Genomic DNA, 14,761 nt, shown 5'->3' with positions numbered 1-14,761 from the left:
CCGTGCATCGTGCTGAGCTTGTCGGACGGTTCGTCGAAGGTCGCAGCCACGAACCGACACAGCGTCCACCCAAACGGTAGGTCTGCAAGGTAGACACGAACAAGCAGATGGCCAACACCCCCACCCGGAGGACATCAATGACCACGTTCGATCGAGCAGAAGCTGAGATCAGCCAGGAGCGCGTCGCCGCGGCACTCGCTGGCGCGAAGGCCGCGACGTACTGGCTCGACGACCCCGGCCGCCCAGTGGCGCTGCCCCCGTTGCGGGGGAAGATCACCGCGGACCTCGTCATCGTGGGCGGCGGATACACGGGGCTGTGGACCGCACTGCTCGCGAAGGAACGCGACCCGAAGCGAAAGGTCGTGCTGCTCGAGGGCAAGCGAGTCGGCTGGGCGGCGTCTGGCCGCAACGGCGGGTTCTGCGAGGCGAGCCTCACGCACGGCGAATCGAACGGCAAGGAACGCCTGCCGCACGAGTACCCGAAGCTCGAGGCTCTCGGCCTGGAGAACCTGCGCGAGATCGGCGAGGCCGTGAAGCGCTACAGCATGGACTGCGATTACGAGGAGACGGGTGTGCTCAACGTCGCCACCGAATCGCATCAGGTGCCGGAGCTCGAACACGATGCCGCCGGCGACTCGGGGCTCGAGTTCCTCGACCGGCAGACGCTGCAGGCAGAAGTCGCCTCTCCGCTGTTTCTCGCGGCGAACTACGAGCGCGAGGGCACCTCGCTCGTGAACCCCGCGAAGCTCGTGTGGGAGCTGCGGCGCGTGGTGCTCGGCATGGGTGTCGCGATTTTCGAGAACACCCCGGTCCGTTCGCTCGACGCCGACGGTGGCGGGATCACGGTCGGGACCGAAGAGGGCAGTGTCTACGCGCAGCGCGTGGCGCTCGGCACGAACGCATTCCCCGCGCTCATCAAACGCGACCGTTTCTACACGGTCCCCGTCTACGACTACGTGCTCATGACGAACCCGTTGAGCGACGAGCAGCTCGAGTCGATCGGCTGGAAGCGGCGGCAGGGCATCACCGACCTCAACAACCGCTTCCACTACTCGCGACTGGTGACGGATGCGGATGGCCGCACCCGCATCCTCTACGGCGGGTACGACGCCGTATACAACTACGGCGGGCGCATCAAGAAGGAGTACGACCAGCGCCCCGAGACGTTCGAGAAGCTCGCGGCGCACTTCATCGCCACCTACCCGCAGCTGGAGGGGCTCGGCTTCTCCCACAAGTGGGGCGGCGTCATCGACACGTGCACGCGCTTCTTCTCGTTCTTCGACACCGAGTACGACGGACGCGTCGCGCATGCCGCCGGTTTCACAGGCCTCGGCGTCGGCGCGACCAGGTACGCGGCGAACGTGCTCCTCGACCTGCTGAGCGGCGAGGAGACCGAGCGCACGCGCATGGACTTCGTGAAGAAGAAGCCGCTGCCGTTCCCGCCGGAGCCGTTCGCGTCGTTCGGTGCGAAGGTGTCGCTCGCCGAGATGGCGCGCGCCGATCGCAACGAAGGCAGGCGCGGACTGTGGCTGAAGACGATGGACGCAGTCGGACTGGGGTTCGACTCGTGAGCGTCGACGGTGCCGGTGAAGCCGAGTCGGCAGACGTGAGCGGAATGCTCCCCGGTTCGGTCGTGCACGCGCGGGGTGCATCCCTGTCGCACGACCCCGTCGAGGGCTGGCAGAAGGTGAGCGGCGAGCCGACAACCGCCGCTGTCGACCTCGGTGCCTTCGCGGGCGCAGAGTTCGGGCTGTGGGAGATGTCTGCCGGGTCGATGCTCGACGTCGAGGCCGACGAGGTGTTCCTCGTCATCAGCGGCACGGCGACGGTCGAGTTCCTCGAGCCGGAGCTGCCCTCGATTGACCTCGAGCCGGGCTCCATCGTGCGACTCGGCGAAGGGATGCGCACCCGGTGGACCGTCACGGGCGCGCCCCTGCGCAAGCTGTACCTCGTGGAAAGCGGCAGCTAGGCGCCGCTGCAGCTGCCGTGGCGCTGCGGCTGGGGCCCTGCGGCTCCTGCTGGGGCCCTGCGGCTGATGCCGCGGCCCCTGCTCCTGCCGCGGCGGGCGCGGGTGCCGCGCCCGCCCCGTCCCGCGCCCGCCCGCGTCTTTCGCCCGGCTTCCCGACCCGCGCCTGCCGCTGCCGCCGCCGAGCGCGTGATGGCTTTCGGTGACCGTGATGGGTTTTTACCCATCACCGGTCGCTAAAACCCATCACGTGCATTCGAGAAACCCATCAGCGTCGCGAAAACCCATCAGCGTGCTGCCAAGGGCGGATCTCAGGCAGCGGCACGAGGCGCCGGCACCCGCCCCGCCCCGCCCCGCGCCTCCCCTTTTGTCCTGTGCCGCGCCTGCCTCTGATGCCGGGTTCGTGATGGCTTTCGGTGACCGTGATGGGTTTTTACTCATCACCGGTCGCTAAAACCCATCACGTGCATCCGAGAAACCCATCAGCGTCGCGAAAACCCCGCACGAGCCTTTGCTGAGCCGGCACCGAGGCACCGAGCCACCGAATCACCGAGGCACCGAACCGAGCCACCGGGGACGGGGACACCGGGGCGGCTGGGCGGCGGTGCGACGCAGGCCGCATCCCGACTGTGGATAACGCGGAGGAGGCGGCGCGCGTCCGTACTCTGGCCGCATGTCTGGACCCGAGAACCTGCCGGAAGGCGCCGCAGCCGGTCCATTCAGCGTCGGGGACGGGCGTCGCGCCGGGCTGACGGCGGGCCAGCTGAACTCAGCGGAGTTCACGAGCCCGCACCGAGGCGTGCGGATGCGCGGGATCGCAACCACGCCCCTCGAGATCGCGCAGGCGTTCGTGCCGCGCCTCAGGGAACGCAGCGTCCTCGGCGGCGTGACCGCTGCACGCGTCTGGGGTCTCCCCGTCCCGCGTCGTCTCGACGGGGACTCCACAGTGCACGTCCTCGTTCCGGCGGGCCGGAACCGGCCGGTGGGTCGCGGAATCCGGTCGCGAAGCATCCATGAACGGTTGTGGGATGCCCGCGATCTGCACGGCGTGCCAGTCGCCTCGCCGGCGCTGACCTGGGCGACGGCGGCGAGGCATCTCGAGGTCTCCGAGCTGGTCGTGCTCGGCGATGCACTCGTCGCGACCTCCACGAACTACGAGCGGCTGGTCCGGCCGAACACGCCGTCCGACGGCGCGCGGACAGCGCCGCCACTTGCTTCACTCGAAGAGCTGGCGGGCATCGCGAATACCTGGGGCAATCGCGAAGGGGGAGCGTCGCTGAGGGTCGCCGCCGCGCGGATTCGTCTCGGAGTGGAATCGCCGATGGAGACCTGGACTCGGCTGGTGATCGTCGCTGCTGGCTTGCCGGAGCCGGAAGTCGGCGTCGAGGTGTGGAATGGTCCTGAATTCGTGGGACGTGTCGACCTCGCGTATCGGGCGCAGAGAATCGCCATCGAATATGAGGGTGATCATCATCGGACCGACAAGCGACAGTGGCGGAAGGACATCGGGCGCGTCAACCGCCTGCAGGAAATCGACTGGTTCGCCATTCGGGCCACCACGGCGCAGCTCTGGCCGACGCCGACACGCTTCGTGGACCAGGTGCGCGCCGCGCTGCAAAGAGCTGAGGCACGTGGTGCGTAGCGGGCTGCGGCTCCGCCCGGCGCCAGTAGCCACGACGTCGAAAGTGATGCTGGCGGCAGCCCGCAGCCCGCAGCCCGCAGTCCTCAGCTCGCAGCTCGCAGCCCTCAGCCCTTCCGGCCGACCATCACCGACCGCGGCGAGTAGTCCTGGCCTCTCCAGTACAGCATCACGCGTTGGCGGCCGATTCGGTACTCGTCGCGGCTGCGCTCGGCTTCGTCCGGAGGGAGGGCTTCCTTCGGGTCACCGAGGTGCTCGAGGACCCCTTCGCGCGTGAACGGGGAGAGCCCCGTAATCAGGTGCGACGTGCGCGGGTAGTTGGCTTGCGGGGCGTTGCGGTGAGGGTGGAAGACGAGCTCGACGCATTTCACCGCGCCGCCCTTCATCCCCACGATGAGGGAACGGTCGGTGCTCCGGTAGGCGCACTGGTACGCGCCCGAGCGGTTGATCTCGATCGGTCCGTCGATGAGTCGGAGCAGCGCGAGGGCGGCGGGGTCCTCGATCTCCTTGCCCAGCGCGGCCGCCGCAAGCGTGAGGTCTCCGGCCACCGTGCGCTTCGCGTCGCCGTTCACGCGCATCGTCGGCGGCGTGGATTCCGTTGGGTCGAGCGCGTCGACGAGTGCGGTGAGGCGCGCGACTTCCCGGGCATCGTCGTCGGCCTCGGAGTTCTGCGCGGCTTGCTCGCGGAGCAGCGCGGCTGCTCGTGCTTCGTCGCGGTGCTGCGCGAACCGCGATGCTTCGGCGGTCTCTCCTGCCGCCGCGAGCTGCGCTTCGACGATGCGGTGCTCGTTGAGGAGCGCGAGTGCTCGCTCGCTGATCAGCAGCATCCCATCTCGCTGGGCGAAGTCGTCGTCCGTGTCTGGACGGCCGGTGGGCGCGAGCCGCTGCCATCGCTCCGGGAACGCGCCGGCGTACGAGACGAACTCCGGCGCCTTCGTGACGATCGCCTCGCGCAGCTCGAACCCAGTGAGGTCCGAGGCGCGCAAGGCGTCGGCGAATGCGCCGGTAACGACGAAGTCCGGAAGCACGCTGACGAGTTCATCGCCCAGCCAGCCCGCGAACTCGCAGCGCAGCGGGTCCGCCTGCGAGCGCGCGCCATTCGCATCGTGCATCCATTCGGCTCCGGCGCCGACGGTTCCGGTCGCTTCAGGTTCCAAAGCGTGGTGCTGCATCGTGGCTCCTTATCCTCGAGTTCTTCTCGGGATCAGCTTCGGTCGATCGCGGCGTTCGCGGTCATGCGCGGGGCGGGGTGGGCAGGTCCCAGATGTCTGCGAACCGGGCCGCGATCACGGGCTGCGTCCAGATCAGCGACAGGCCGGTCGCCGCGGAGGAGATGTTGTTCAGCTCGGGGGCGAAGACCACGAACTCGTGGGAGATGGGGCGGCCAGCGCGGTCAGTGCGTCCTTCGGGATCGGGGAAGCGCAGCGCCGCCCGGTCGTCCCCGAGATGCCAGAGTTCGGAGTCGTCGCCGAGGCTCGAGAACGCCTTGTCGTACTCGGGCAGGGGGTCGGCGTAGCCGCCGTCGAGGAGGAAGCGATGCCCCCAGGTGCGGCCCCTGGTGGCCCAGATGAGCTTCACTTCTTGCTCCGGAGGAGGACGCCCTTGCGTTCGGCGTCTTCGAGGTCGAGCTTGAAGCGGGTGAGCATGGCCGTGAGGTAGTCGCGTTTGGCGAGCGCCTCCGCGTTCACCGCCTTGAGCTTGTCGCCCGCGAGCGAGGCTCCGCGTTCGATGGCATCCTTCGAGACGAAGGATGCGGCGAGCCCGGCGAGCAGGCCGAGCGGTCCCGGCAGCTTGACCTTCTTGATGACGAACAGTGCCCCCATCGCCGCAACGCCGGCAACGTCGCCGGCCTTGCCGAAGATCTTCTCGGCCACCTTGCCGCCGTCGTGCAGCGTCTTGGCCCACTTGACGTGGCGTTCGAAGGGGAGGATGGCGGCCAGAGGGAGGACGGCGTCGACTCCGACGCGCTGGGTCACTTCGATCTTGCCTGGCTCGAACTTCGCGGAGGAGAGCAGGATGAAGTCCTCGGCAAACGACATCGCCTCGGGTGCTTCCACGAAACCGCGCAGCTCCTGGCGCAGCTGGTCGAGCTCGTCGCTGACCTTCTCGACGAGGAGCGCCTTGAACCTGTGCGCATCCATTCCGGGAAGCAGGTCGGACTTGGACAGCGCCAGCACCCAGATGCGCGGGAACTGCGTCAGGGGCTTGCCGTCCTTGAGGAGGTCGGGCTTGAGGCGGAGCAGCTCGGAGCGGATGTTGGTGAGGAGCGATTTCAGGTACAGCTCCTCAGAGCCCTCGTTCTCGAGGAGCAGCTGTCCGTCGACGAGCAGCAGCGCGACGTCTGAGCTGAGCAGCGCCGTGAAGGTCTCCACCCGCCGACGGGTCTCCTCGGCGCCCACCGCGGACTCCTCGAACCACTCGCCCGGGTAGTCGTGCCAGACGAGGCGCAGCGCGTCGAACGGCTTCGACTGCTTCGCCCGCTGCTGGGACCAGGCCTTCGGCCGAACCATGAACGAGTAGGCGGTGTGCGAGAAGCGAGTGGATGCGGGCACCTTCGCTGCGTTCTTCATGCCGAGGTAGCTCTGGTAGAGCTTGTCGCTCTGCCCCGTGTCGTCGGCGACGACCTCGTACAGATTGTCCTTCGCGAACTGCGGCTCCTGGGTCGGGCCGTAGAACGAGGAGACGAGCACCGTCTTCCCGCTTCCGCTGCCACCGAAGACAGCGATGTGCTGCTCTCGCGTCCTGCTCTTCGCTGATGCCATGGGCGCGTCTCCTGCGGGTCGGGGGCGGGTTTCCGCGGGTCTCGCGGAAGTGGTGCGCGGAGCGTCGAGCCTAGGCGTTCGCCTCTGCGGCGTCCTGGGAACTGTCGCTGTCGCCGCCTCCCAGCTCCGCGAACTTCTGCGTCATCGTGGGGTTGCCGCGGGTGAGCTTCTTGATGGTGACGTCTTGCGCCTTGTCGTTCGCGAGGCGCAGGTTGCGTTCGGAGCCGAGGAGCGCATCCTTCACCTTCTGGAGCCGGGCGATGGCCTTGTCGATTTCGTCGATCGCCTCCCCGAATCGTCGGGATGCGAGCTCGTAGTTGCGGCCGAAGGCGTGCTGGAACTCGTCGAGTCGCTCCTCGAAGTTCGTGACGTCGACGTTCTGCGCCTTCACCGACGCGAGCTCCGCCTTGTACTTGAGGGCACCCGTGGCAGCCGTGCGCAGGAGGCTGATGAGGGGGATGAAGAACTGCGGCCGAACGACGTACATCTTCGGGTAGCGATGGGAGACGTCGACGATGCCCGTGTTGTACAGCTCGCTGTCGGGCTCGAGGAGGGAGACGAGGACGGCGTACTCGCAGCCCTTCTCGGTGCGGTCCTTGTCGAGCTCCTTGAGGAAGTCCTCGTTGCGCTTCTTCGTGGCGGTGCCGTCTGCCTCGTTCTTCATCTCGAACATGATCGACACGATCTCCGTGCCGTCGGTGTCGGAGTCGCGGAAGATGTAGTCGCCCTTGCTGCCGCTGCGAGCGTCGTTGTCCTTCTCGAAGTAGGCGTTCGGGAAGGCGGTGGCGCGGAGCTGGTTGAAGAGCGTCTCGCAGTGCTGCTCGAGGGTCTCGCCGAGCATCTTCGTGGACAGGCGCGCCTTCATGTCCTTGAGGCGCTCGATGGCGTCGTCGCGGTCGCGCAGCTGCGTCTCGTACTTGTCCTTGAGGGAGTTCTCGACGAGCTGGCGTTCGAGCTCCGCCCGCTGCAGGCCGTTCTTCAGCTCGTCGCGTTCCTTCTCGACGCGTCCCACGGCTTCGTTCACGGCGAGCTTCTTCTGCGTCTCGAGCGCGCCGAGCTTCGCCTTCAGCTCCTGGACCTCGGTCTCCTTGGCGGATGCTGCCTGCTGCAGTTCGCTGGCACGCCGCGCCTCCGCGAGCTGCTCCGCGGCCTTGCGCTCCTGTCTGGCCGTCGCGAGCTCGTTCGTGAGCGTGTCGCGCTCCTTCTCGATCTTCTGCAGCGCTTCGGCGATCGCCAGCTTCTGCGAGACCTCACCCGCCTCGAGCTTCGCCTTCAGCTCCTGCAGCTCGGCGTTCTTCTTCGCGGCGGCCGCCTCGAACTCCTGCACGACCCTCGACTCGGCCAGTTCGATCTCGGCGCGCTTCGCCTGCTCGGCGAGCTCGAGCCGCTCGTGGAGGTCCTTCTCGAATTCGCCGTCGCGGACCTGCTTCGCGATATCCGCGTATCCGGCTTCGTCGACCTTGAACGCCTTGTGGCAGTGGGGGCAGGTGATCTCGTGCACGTCAGTTCTCCTTGCAGTGCGTCGTCGGCGATGCTCCGTGTGGTCATCGTAAAGTGCGTCAGCCTCGGGAACGCTCCCCGGGTGTCCGAATGCGACCCGACCGGCGTCTGTGGAGATGGGGCCCCTAGCCTGAGCGCATGACGGAACCGGAACGCTCGGAAGGCTCAGGCAGGAAGTCTGCGAACGCGGTTGGCATCGGGATCGCGCTCGGCCTGCCGTTCGGCGCGGCGATCGGGATGCTGCTGTTCGACAACCTCGCGCTCGGCGCAGGCCTCGGGATGCTCGTCGGCATCGTCATCGGCGCCGCCTACCAGGCGAGATCGAAGTAGCGGGGACTACTTCGCCGTGAGGCGCCCGATCACCACGTCGACGCGGTCGCCGACGTCCTTCTTGAGTTTCTTCCTGAGAGCCGCACTCACCGAGATGAAATGGTCGCCCTGACCGGTCGGCATGAGCGCGGAGGTCACGGCCACCCCGTCGACCGTCGTGTCGGCCTTCACCGACTTGCCGGTGCCGAAGAACTCCTTGGATCCGGGCACCTCGATGACGGACCACGAGGGCATCCATTCCGGATTCACGATTTCACCGCTGAAGACGAGGCTGTCGGTCATGGGGTGAGCGTAGCCCGCTGGTGTCAGGCCTTGCTCGGTGCTCCAACCGCCGCGGCTACCTTGGCGACGGCGGCCTCGAGGCCCAGCTTCACCGAAGCCGCATCCTCCGACTCGCGGATGAACGCCTTCGCCCCGCGCGGCATGCCGCAGTAGTCGAAGACACCGTGCTCGATCTGCGTGCTGAACGACTCCTCATAGCCGTGCCGCGCGAAGGACGCCTCCGAGAAGCCGGAGACCGGCAGCAGGTGCGCCGTCAGATGCCCGAGCTTCCCCAGCACGCGGCCGTCGTCACCCAGCTCGAAGGCCCACCCGGTGATGAAGACACGGTCGATCCACCCCTTCAGCAGCGCCGGCATCGACCACCAGAAGACGGGGAACACGAGGACGACATCGCTCGCGCGGCCCAGTCGCGCCTGCTCGGCGAGCACGTCGGGGCCTGTGATCGTCCCGCCCTTGTAATCTGCGCGGTCGCGCGCGGTGAATCGCGGGTCGAAGCCCTCCTGCGAGAGGTGCGCGAGCTCCACCTCGACACCGGCTGCTTCGAGGCGTTCGCGCAGCTGCAGCGCAGCGGCGTGGGTCAGGGAATCTTCGTCCGGATGCGCGGTGACGATGAGCGTAGGCATCCGATCATTCTCGGGGTCCCACCTCCGACCGCGCTCAGGGACGCCGGCTCGCCGCTGCAAGACGCTCGGCGAGAGCCGTGGATGCTTCGGCGAGCTGCTGCGGGCCGAGCACCGTGAAGTCGGCGTCGAACCTCGTGATCGACGCGAGGATGCCGATCCACGACCACGAGCCGAGCAGCAGCCGACAGGAGGAGTCGTCGACTTCGGTGACCACCGCATCCGGCAACCACTTCGTGGCTTCGCGCGCTGGAACACGGAGGAGCAGGTCGCCCGTGCACGGCCACTGGTCTTCCTCGCTCGAGCCTTTGAACCGCGCCGCGAGGAAGGCAGCGGCGTCGCCGCTCGGCAGCTGCCGCTCCTCGAAGTTGGCGCCAAGCTGGCTCCGCGGCACGATCCGGTCCACTCGGTAGACGCGCCACTCACTCCGGTCGAGGTTCCATGCGACGAGGTACCAGCGACCGTTCCGCGCGAGCACCGTGTGCGGTTCGACCCGCCGAGGGGGCGTCGGGGTCGCCGCGTCGACGGAGGCGCGTGACGATCCGCCTGCGTAGTCGAACCGAAGCGTGCGGTGCTCCTGGGCTGCTCGGCTCACGAGCTCGAGCACGACTGGGTCGACGAGCTCCCCGGCCTGCGCGCCGGCCGACCCCGTGAAGCGGATGCCATCGACACGGTGCCGCAACCTCGACGGCATGACCTGTCGCACCGTCTCGAGGGCACGCGCGGCAGCATCGTCTATTTCGACTCCCAGCGCGGGCGCACCGCGGAGTGCCACCGCGATCGCGACGGCCTGCTCGTCGTCGAACCGCAGCGATGGCAGCTCCGAGCCGGCCGCGAGGCGGTAGCCGCCCGCGGGCCCCTTCCAAGCCTCGATCCGATAGTCGAGCTCGCGCAGCCGGTCGATGTCGCGTCGAACGGTGCGCGGAGTCACGTCCAGACGTTCGGCGAGCGCCAGGCCCGACCATTCGCGCCGAGTCTGCAACAGCGACAGCAGGGTGAGGATGCGCGAGGAGGTTGCCGAGGTCATGCGATCAGTGTCCCCCGAGTAGAGGACCGAACCCGTCCGCTACTGCTGTCATCGTCTCCACCGCGGCACGAGCCGCGCACCTTGGAATCCAGTCAGGAAGCGGGAACACCATGAGCATCACCACGACAACCCACCTCAACTTCGCCGGCACCGCGCGCGAGGCGCTCGAGTTCTACGCGGGCGTCTTCGGCGGCGAGGTCTCGATCGCCACCTACGCGCAGTTCGGGATGCCCGCCGAGCTGCCGGGCGCATCGAGTGTCGTGTTCGGAAGAGTGGATGCCCCCAACGGCTTCCGCGTGCTCGCCTACGACACCCTCGGCCAGGCCACGAAGGGGCTTGCGGGCGCGGTGGGGGAGACGCGGCGGGAGCAGGGCACCACCGTGACGAGCCAGCCCTTCTTCCTCGCGGCGAGCGGCGACACGCTCGACGAGATCACCGCCTACTGGGATGCCCTGTCCGTGGGCGCCGTCGTCATCGAGCCGCTCGCGGCCTCGGCATGGTCAGCGGGCTTCGGGATGCTCCGCGACCGCTTCGGGGTGACCTGGGTGCTCGATGTCGCGGCTGCCGTCTGAGCCGACGGCCCGGCACCTCGGCCTCGGCTCACGGTGACATGTCGCCGTGGGTGACGACGCGGCAGAGCTCCACTCGCCCGTCCGGCAGGTGCCAGGCGTGCAGGCGCCTGGCACCTGCCGCCTTGAAGCCGACGGAGTAGCGGAAGCATCTCGCGTCATCGTCGTCGCGGACGACGTCGTGGGCGTGCGCCCCGTTGCCGCTGCGCAGCGGATGCGCGCCCCTCGAGTGCAGGTGCCGACCGCGTCCGGTCACGACGTCGACGGCCGCACGCCACACTTTCGCCTGCAGTTGCGGCGGGAGCGATCTGACCGAGGCGGGGAAGGCGGGGCCCACGAGGTACTCGCCGAGCGGATGCGCGGCCCGGTCGATCGCGGGGGAGTTCTGCAGCCAGCTGACGTGGATCTGGTGGCGAGCCCACTCCTCCTGGTCGGCGAAGTCGATGCTCGGCACGCCCTCATCTCGGGCCTTCTGGAGGACTCGGAGGCGCTTCTGAACGCCTCGGAGTCGCGCTTCAGTCTCGTGGAGTCTCTCGGCGAGGTCGGCGTTCTCCCCGCGGAGTGCGCGCAGCTCCTGGAGGAGCTGCGCGTCGGTCCTGGCGTGCGCGAGCCTCCGCGGCTCGATCTGCTCGCCCGTCTCCACGAGGCGGAGCGTGCCCATCGACATCACTGCGGAGGGTTTGGGTTGCGCGGACATCGGGACTCCTCACCTCGCTGGTACTTGGCGTATTCGGGCCAAGCTATGCGGGCGTCGTCAGCTGCGAAACGGCCGCTGACTCGGGGCGTCTCGGGTCTGAACTTTCCGTCGCACTGCGCTGCGGCGGCGGATGCGCGCTACTCGGGCTTCCACGAACTGTCGTCGCGCCACGGGGCGACGTCGACTTCGTTGCCCTCCGGGTCGGCGAGGGTCCAGTGCTCCGGGGCGTTGGTGTCGTCGACGATGCGCCCGCCAGCGGCGAGGGCCGCCGCGACGCGAGCGTCAGCCTGGTCGCGCGGAACGTACACGTCGACGTGCATCGTGTTCCGCTCGGCGCGGGGCGCATCGATCTGCTGCAGCCAGACGTTCGGTCCGACGGCGATCGGGTCGGCGAGGTCTTCGCCACCGCGCCGCTCGTACGCGAGGACGGCCTCCCAGAAGGGGAGCGCAGCGTCGAGGTCGATCACGTCGATCGCGATCTGGATGCTCTGCACGGAGTCCGGGCTCGCCTCGATGCCCAGCCCGCGGGCGATCTCGGAGATGCGCGCGGCGAGGGCGGTGTCTCGTGCGCTGACGTCGCCCACGTCGTGGCTGATGAGGCGCACCATGACCGAGCCGTAGCGGAGGTCCACGTCCGGGTGATGATCGGCCTCGTCGGCGGCGCGAGCGATCTCAGCCACGAACGCGGCACCTTTCGCGAACCCGCCGGTCGTGAAGTTCGCGCGGGCGCCGTCACCCACGACCCGCCAGTCGGCGGTGCCGTCAGCTTGCCGAAATTCCCTGGGGGAGACTCGATCGCTCATGACGGTGATTCTCGCCGAAGCGGGTGAGTTATGCCGGTGAGATGTGGCGAGCGGGCAGCGGGCTGGAGTAGACGACGTTCGTCGTGATGCCGCCGAGCGTCGCCAGGCGGCCCGTGATCCGCTCGAGGTCGCGCATCGACCTGGCGAGCACCTTGATGATGAAGCAGTCGGCCCCGGTCACGTGGTGGGCTTCCACGATCTCCGGCGTCGTCGCGACGAGGTCGTGGAACGGCTTGTAGTTGCCGGAGGGGTAGGCAAGTCGCACGAACGCCATGACCGTGTACCCGAGCGCCTCTGCGTCGACGGTGACCGCGTAGCCGGTGATCACGCCGGTGCCCGTGAGGCGGCGCACCCGCTCCGCCGTCGCGCTGGGCGACAGCAGGACTGACCTGGCGACGTCGGCGATGCTGGCGCGACCGTCCGATTGCAGGTGCGCGAGGATCGCATGATCGGTGCCGTCGAGGCTGGACCGTTGATCAGGTGGCATGGGCCCGAAACTACCGTGGAATCCGTTCCCTCGTCAGCGGAGGGCCGTTGAGTGAGCCTTCATTCTCTGCCAAGTCCTGGCTTGAATAGAGAGCACGCCAACAACCGAAGGATCCGCACTCATGTCACTCCACGCAGTCCCCGCCGTGACCGCCGCCGTCGACCTCTACTTCCAAGCGCTGCACGAGTGCGATGTCACCAAGCTCGACCGGGTCTTCGACGACTCCGCGAGCCTGTTCGACGTCACCGACGGGACGTTCACCGCCATGCCGTTCGCCGAGTGGCGCGAGATCGTCGCCAATCGACCGTCGCCGCAGTCGGTCGGGCAGGCGCGCGAGGACGAGCTGCTGTCGCTCGACTTCCTCTCCGCCGACCTGGTCGTCGCGAAGGTGCGGCTGAGGATCCTCGACCAGGTCTTCGAGGACCACCTGTCGCTCGCCAACATCGACGGTGATTTTCGGGTCGTGGCGAAGACCTGGCGCGACGCCTAGCGCTGCCGCTCGGCCTCCTCGGCCTCCTCGGCCTCCTCGGCTGCCTCCGCCGCCTCCGGTGCCTCCGCGGCGACAGCCCCCTCAGCCGCCTCAGCCGCCTCCGAGTTCGGCGGCGGAGTCTCCGCGTACGACTTCGAGAGGAGACGGTACTGCGGGGATGCGAACGCGACGATGACGAGGCCGAGCAGCAGGACACTGGCGACCAGGAACACCAGCGCGATGCCGCGGGCATCGCCGTCGCCGAGCATCCACCCGAGCGACTCCTGGCCCTCGCGGGACTCCATGTAGGGGATGAGCCAGAACTCGGCGATGGGGCCGATCATGAACGCGCTGATGGGCGTCGAGGCCGACTCGACGGTGGCTGCGAAGCCGAACACGCGGCCCTGCTTCTCGAACGGCACCACGCGTTGGATGACGGTCTGCTCTGCCGCCTCCGCGATGGGCATGATCGCCATGAAGATGAACATGCCGACGATGAATAGCCAGCCGTACTCGCGGATGGTGAACGTCGCGCCGAGCAGGGCGACGCCGATGTTGACGATGAGGAGGGTGCGGACGGGGTTCTTCCCGAGGCCGAACTTCGCGACGAGGCCGCCGCCCACGATGAAGCCGATGCTCGTGACGCCGAGCCAGACTCCCCACATCTCGACCGAGAACAGGGTGAGGCCGTACGGGTCCATGAGCGCCATGAAGACGCCGCCGACGAGGTTGTTGAGCGTCGTGAAGAGGATGAGCGCGAGCAGGCCGGGCACGAGCATGACGGCGGGGATCGCGCCGCGGAAGTTGACCTTCGCCGCGCCTGATTCTGGGTCGTGGGCGATGCCGCGTTCGGGAATCGACACCAGGAGGAGGTGCGCGAACGAGACTGCGGTCGCGACGATCGCGATGAGCACGGTGGGCCCCATGCCGAGCAGGCCGATCGACAGGCCGGAGAACACGCTGGTGACCATGAACGCGATGCCCTGCACCGTGCCGACCAGGCCGTTCGCCCGGTCGCGCCGGTCGGCAGGCACGAGCAGCGTGACGGTGGTCGACAGCGCGATGTTGCGCAGGTTCTCGACGACCCCGCCGATCAGGATGACGCCGGCGAAGAGCCAGAACCAGATGCCGTTCCAGTCGACGAGCGCCTCCTCAGGGAAGCTCAGGTAGAGCACACCGGCGAGCAGGTAGGTGATGAGGGTCACCGCGCTCGAGATGAGCATGACGGCCTTCTTCTTCATGTGATCGACGATCGCGCCGAAGATCATGCCGAAGACCGCCACGAGCAGCATGTAGCTGCCGCCGATGATCGACGTCGCCAGCACCGAACCCGTCTCGAGGTACGCCCAGAAGGTGAGCGCGAACCACAGGTAACTCGTCGTGACATTGGCGATGAGCGTGTTGACGAGCACCTGGTAGAAGCTGCGCAGGGTCGCCAGCGTCGGCACGTCCTGATGCGGCAGCGCTCGCGGAGAGGCCTCGGGAGCTGAGGTGCGTTCTTCAGGTGTGGATGGAGGTGAGGTGTCGGCCATGCGTATCCCTGATTTCCTGAATCGGTGTTCTCATCATCCACCCGTCCTCCGACATTCGAAAGCGGATCGGGTGGTGCT

At 67.9% G+C, this 14,761-nt stretch carries 17 protein-coding genes; 6 read left to right on the top strand and 11 right to left on the bottom strand.

The window, feature by feature from the left end:
* Nucleotides 1–137: 137 nt before the first annotated feature.
* From ITJ67_RS17065 to ITJ67_RS17055, 3 genes are all read left to right on the top strand, one after another.
* Nucleotides 138–1,571 (top strand): NAD(P)/FAD-dependent oxidoreductase, encoded by a 1,434-nt coding sequence (locus tag ITJ67_RS17065; protein WP_194678433.1) that lies wholly within the window; start codon nucleotides 138–140, stop codon nucleotides 1,569–1,571.
* Entirely contained in the window at nucleotides 1,568–1,969 is a 402-nt protein-coding gene (locus ITJ67_RS17060; RefSeq protein ID WP_236558509.1) for a cupin domain-containing protein, read from the top strand. Before ITJ67_RS17065 ends, ITJ67_RS17060 begins: the two co-directional genes overlap by 4 nt.
* Before the next feature lie 670 nt (nucleotides 1,970–2,639).
* Entirely contained in the window at nucleotides 2,640–3,608 is a 969-nt protein-coding gene (locus ITJ67_RS17055) for a hypothetical protein (protein ID WP_194678432.1), read from the top strand.
* 104 nt (nucleotides 3,609–3,712) lie between these two features.
* Here ITJ67_RS17055 and ITJ67_RS17050 read toward each other — a convergent pair whose 3' ends face one another.
* The 4 genes from ITJ67_RS17050 to ITJ67_RS20340 form a co-directional block, all read right to left on the bottom strand.
* On the bottom strand, nucleotides 3,713–4,777 hold the full coding sequence (locus ITJ67_RS17050) for a hypothetical protein (protein ID WP_194678431.1): 1,065 nt from the start codon (nucleotides 4,775–4,777) through the stop codon (nucleotides 3,713–3,715).
* A gap of 61 nt (nucleotides 4,778–4,838) precedes the next feature.
* Nucleotides 4,839–5,183, bottom strand: a complete 345-nt coding sequence (locus tag ITJ67_RS17045) for a hypothetical protein (protein WP_194678430.1) — start codon at nucleotides 5,181–5,183, stop codon at nucleotides 4,839–4,841.
* Nucleotides 5,180–6,367: an ATP/GTP-binding protein gene (locus ITJ67_RS17040; protein ID WP_194678429.1), complete on the bottom strand. Its 1,188-nt coding sequence runs from the start codon at nucleotides 6,365–6,367 to the stop codon at nucleotides 5,180–5,182. The genes ITJ67_RS17045 and ITJ67_RS17040 overlap by 4 nt, the downstream gene beginning before the upstream one ends.
* A 70-nt stretch (nucleotides 6,368–6,437) precedes the next feature.
* A complete protein-coding gene (locus ITJ67_RS20340; RefSeq protein ID WP_160073642.1) occupies nucleotides 6,438–7,868 on the bottom strand; it encodes a DUF2130 domain-containing protein in 1,431 nt (476 codons plus the stop codon).
* A gap of 137 nt (nucleotides 7,869–8,005) precedes the next feature.
* On the opposite strand from ITJ67_RS20340, the gene ITJ67_RS17030 reads away from it, so the two are divergent.
* Entirely contained in the window at nucleotides 8,006–8,197 is a 192-nt protein-coding gene (locus ITJ67_RS17030) for a glycine zipper family protein (protein ID WP_160073644.1), read from the top strand.
* 6 nt (nucleotides 8,198–8,203) lie between these two features.
* Here the strand turns inward: ITJ67_RS17030 and ITJ67_RS17025 are convergent, their stop codons facing one another.
* Genes ITJ67_RS17025 through ITJ67_RS17015 form a run of 3 tightly spaced genes read right to left on the bottom strand, consistent with a single transcriptional unit; the run spans nucleotide 8,204 to nucleotide 10,126 of the window.
* Nucleotides 8,204–8,479, bottom strand: a complete 276-nt coding sequence (locus ITJ67_RS17025) for a DUF1905 domain-containing protein (RefSeq protein WP_160073646.1) — start codon at nucleotides 8,477–8,479, stop codon at nucleotides 8,204–8,206.
* Nucleotides 8,480–8,502: 23 nt separating this feature from the next.
* Nucleotides 8,503–9,102: an NAD(P)H-dependent oxidoreductase gene (locus ITJ67_RS17020; RefSeq protein WP_194678428.1), complete on the bottom strand. Its 600-nt coding sequence runs from the start codon at nucleotides 9,100–9,102 to the stop codon at nucleotides 8,503–8,505.
* Between the two features lie 34 nt (nucleotides 9,103–9,136).
* Nucleotides 9,137–10,126: a helix-turn-helix transcriptional regulator gene (locus ITJ67_RS17015; protein WP_160073650.1), complete on the bottom strand. Its 990-nt coding sequence runs from the start codon at nucleotides 10,124–10,126 to the stop codon at nucleotides 9,137–9,139.
* 110 nt (nucleotides 10,127–10,236) lie between these two features.
* Here ITJ67_RS17015 and ITJ67_RS17010 point away from each other — a divergent pair, with 110 nt between their 5' ends.
* Entirely contained in the window at nucleotides 10,237–10,698 is a 462-nt protein-coding gene (locus ITJ67_RS17010; RefSeq protein ID WP_194678427.1) for a VOC family protein, read from the top strand.
* A gap of 28 nt (nucleotides 10,699–10,726) precedes the next feature.
* Here the strand turns inward: ITJ67_RS17010 and ITJ67_RS17005 are convergent, their stop codons facing one another.
* From ITJ67_RS17005 to ITJ67_RS16995, 3 genes are all read right to left on the bottom strand, one after another.
* The gene (locus ITJ67_RS17005; RefSeq protein WP_194678426.1) at nucleotides 10,727–11,392 is read right to left on the bottom strand and encodes a hypothetical protein; all 666 of its coding nucleotides are present in this window, start codon (nucleotides 11,390–11,392) and stop codon (nucleotides 10,727–10,729) included.
* Nucleotides 11,393–11,529: 137 nt separating this feature from the next.
* On the bottom strand, nucleotides 11,530–12,195 hold the full coding sequence (locus tag ITJ67_RS17000; RefSeq protein WP_194678425.1) for a VOC family protein: 666 nt from the start codon (nucleotides 12,193–12,195) through the stop codon (nucleotides 11,530–11,532).
* Nucleotides 12,196–12,223: 28 nt separating this feature from the next.
* Nucleotides 12,224–12,682, bottom strand: coding sequence for an Lrp/AsnC family transcriptional regulator (locus ITJ67_RS16995; protein ID WP_194678424.1), 459 nt, complete (start codon nucleotides 12,680–12,682; stop codon nucleotides 12,224–12,226).
* Nucleotides 12,683–12,803: 121 nt separating this feature from the next.
* On the opposite strand from ITJ67_RS16995, the gene ITJ67_RS16990 reads away from it, so the two are divergent.
* Nucleotides 12,804–13,172 (top strand): nuclear transport factor 2 family protein, encoded by a 369-nt coding sequence (locus ITJ67_RS16990; protein ID WP_194678423.1) that lies wholly within the window; start codon nucleotides 12,804–12,806, stop codon nucleotides 13,170–13,172.
* Here the strand turns inward: ITJ67_RS16990 and ITJ67_RS16985 are convergent.
* Nucleotides 13,169–14,683 (bottom strand): MFS transporter, encoded by a 1,515-nt coding sequence (locus tag ITJ67_RS16985; protein ID WP_323741496.1) that lies wholly within the window; start codon nucleotides 14,681–14,683, stop codon nucleotides 13,169–13,171. The genes ITJ67_RS16990 and ITJ67_RS16985 overlap by 4 nt on opposite strands.
* Nucleotides 14,684–14,761 lie beyond the last annotated feature (78 nt).

The organism is Pseudoclavibacter sp. VKM Ac-2867 (genome assembly GCF_015351275.1).
GTDB lineage: Bacteria > Actinomycetota > Actinomycetes > Actinomycetales > Microbacteriaceae > Pseudoclavibacter.
Note: the sequence above shows the minus strand (reverse complement) of the source record. Positions and strands in the feature narration are given on the sequence as shown.

Coding starts and splice junctions, on each gene's coding strand:
- ITJ67_RS17065 (WP_194678433.1), top strand. CDS start 138: ATGACCACGTTCGATCGAGCAGAAGCTGAGATCAGCCAGGAGCGCGTC.
- ITJ67_RS17055 (WP_194678432.1), top strand. CDS start 2,640: ATGTCTGGACCCGAGAACCTGCCGGAAGGCGCCGCAGCCGGTCCATTC.
- ITJ67_RS17050 (WP_194678431.1), bottom strand. CDS start 4,777: ATGCAGCACCACGCTTTGGAACCTGAAGCGACCGGAACCGTCGGCGCC.
- ITJ67_RS17040 (WP_194678429.1), bottom strand. CDS start 6,367: ATGGCATCAGCGAAGAGCAGGACGCGAGAGCAGCACATCGCTGTCTTC.
- ITJ67_RS17030 (WP_160073644.1), top strand. CDS start 8,006: ATGACGGAACCGGAACGCTCGGAAGGCTCAGGCAGGAAGTCTGCGAAC.
- ITJ67_RS17025 (WP_160073646.1), bottom strand. CDS start 8,479: ATGACCGACAGCCTCGTCTTCAGCGGTGAAATCGTGAATCCGGAATGG.
- ITJ67_RS17020 (WP_194678428.1), bottom strand. CDS start 9,102: ATGCCTACGCTCATCGTCACCGCGCATCCGGACGAAGATTCCCTGACC.
- ITJ67_RS17015 (WP_160073650.1), bottom strand. CDS start 10,126: ATGACCTCGGCAACCTCCTCGCGCATCCTCACCCTGCTGTCGCTGTTG.
- ITJ67_RS17010 (WP_194678427.1), top strand. CDS start 10,237: ATGAGCATCACCACGACAACCCACCTCAACTTCGCCGGCACCGCGCGC.
- ITJ67_RS17005 (WP_194678426.1), bottom strand. CDS start 11,392: ATGTCCGCGCAACCCAAACCCTCCGCAGTGATGTCGATGGGCACGCTC.
- ITJ67_RS17000 (WP_194678425.1), bottom strand. CDS start 12,195: ATGAGCGATCGAGTCTCCCCCAGGGAATTTCGGCAAGCTGACGGCACC.
- ITJ67_RS16995 (WP_194678424.1), bottom strand. CDS start 12,682: ATGCCACCTGATCAACGGTCCAGCCTCGACGGCACCGATCATGCGATC.
- ITJ67_RS16990 (WP_194678423.1), top strand. CDS start 12,804: ATGTCACTCCACGCAGTCCCCGCCGTGACCGCCGCCGTCGACCTCTAC.
- ITJ67_RS16985 (WP_323741496.1), bottom strand. CDS start 14,683: ATGGCCGACACCTCACCTCCATCCACACCTGAAGAACGCACCTCAGCT.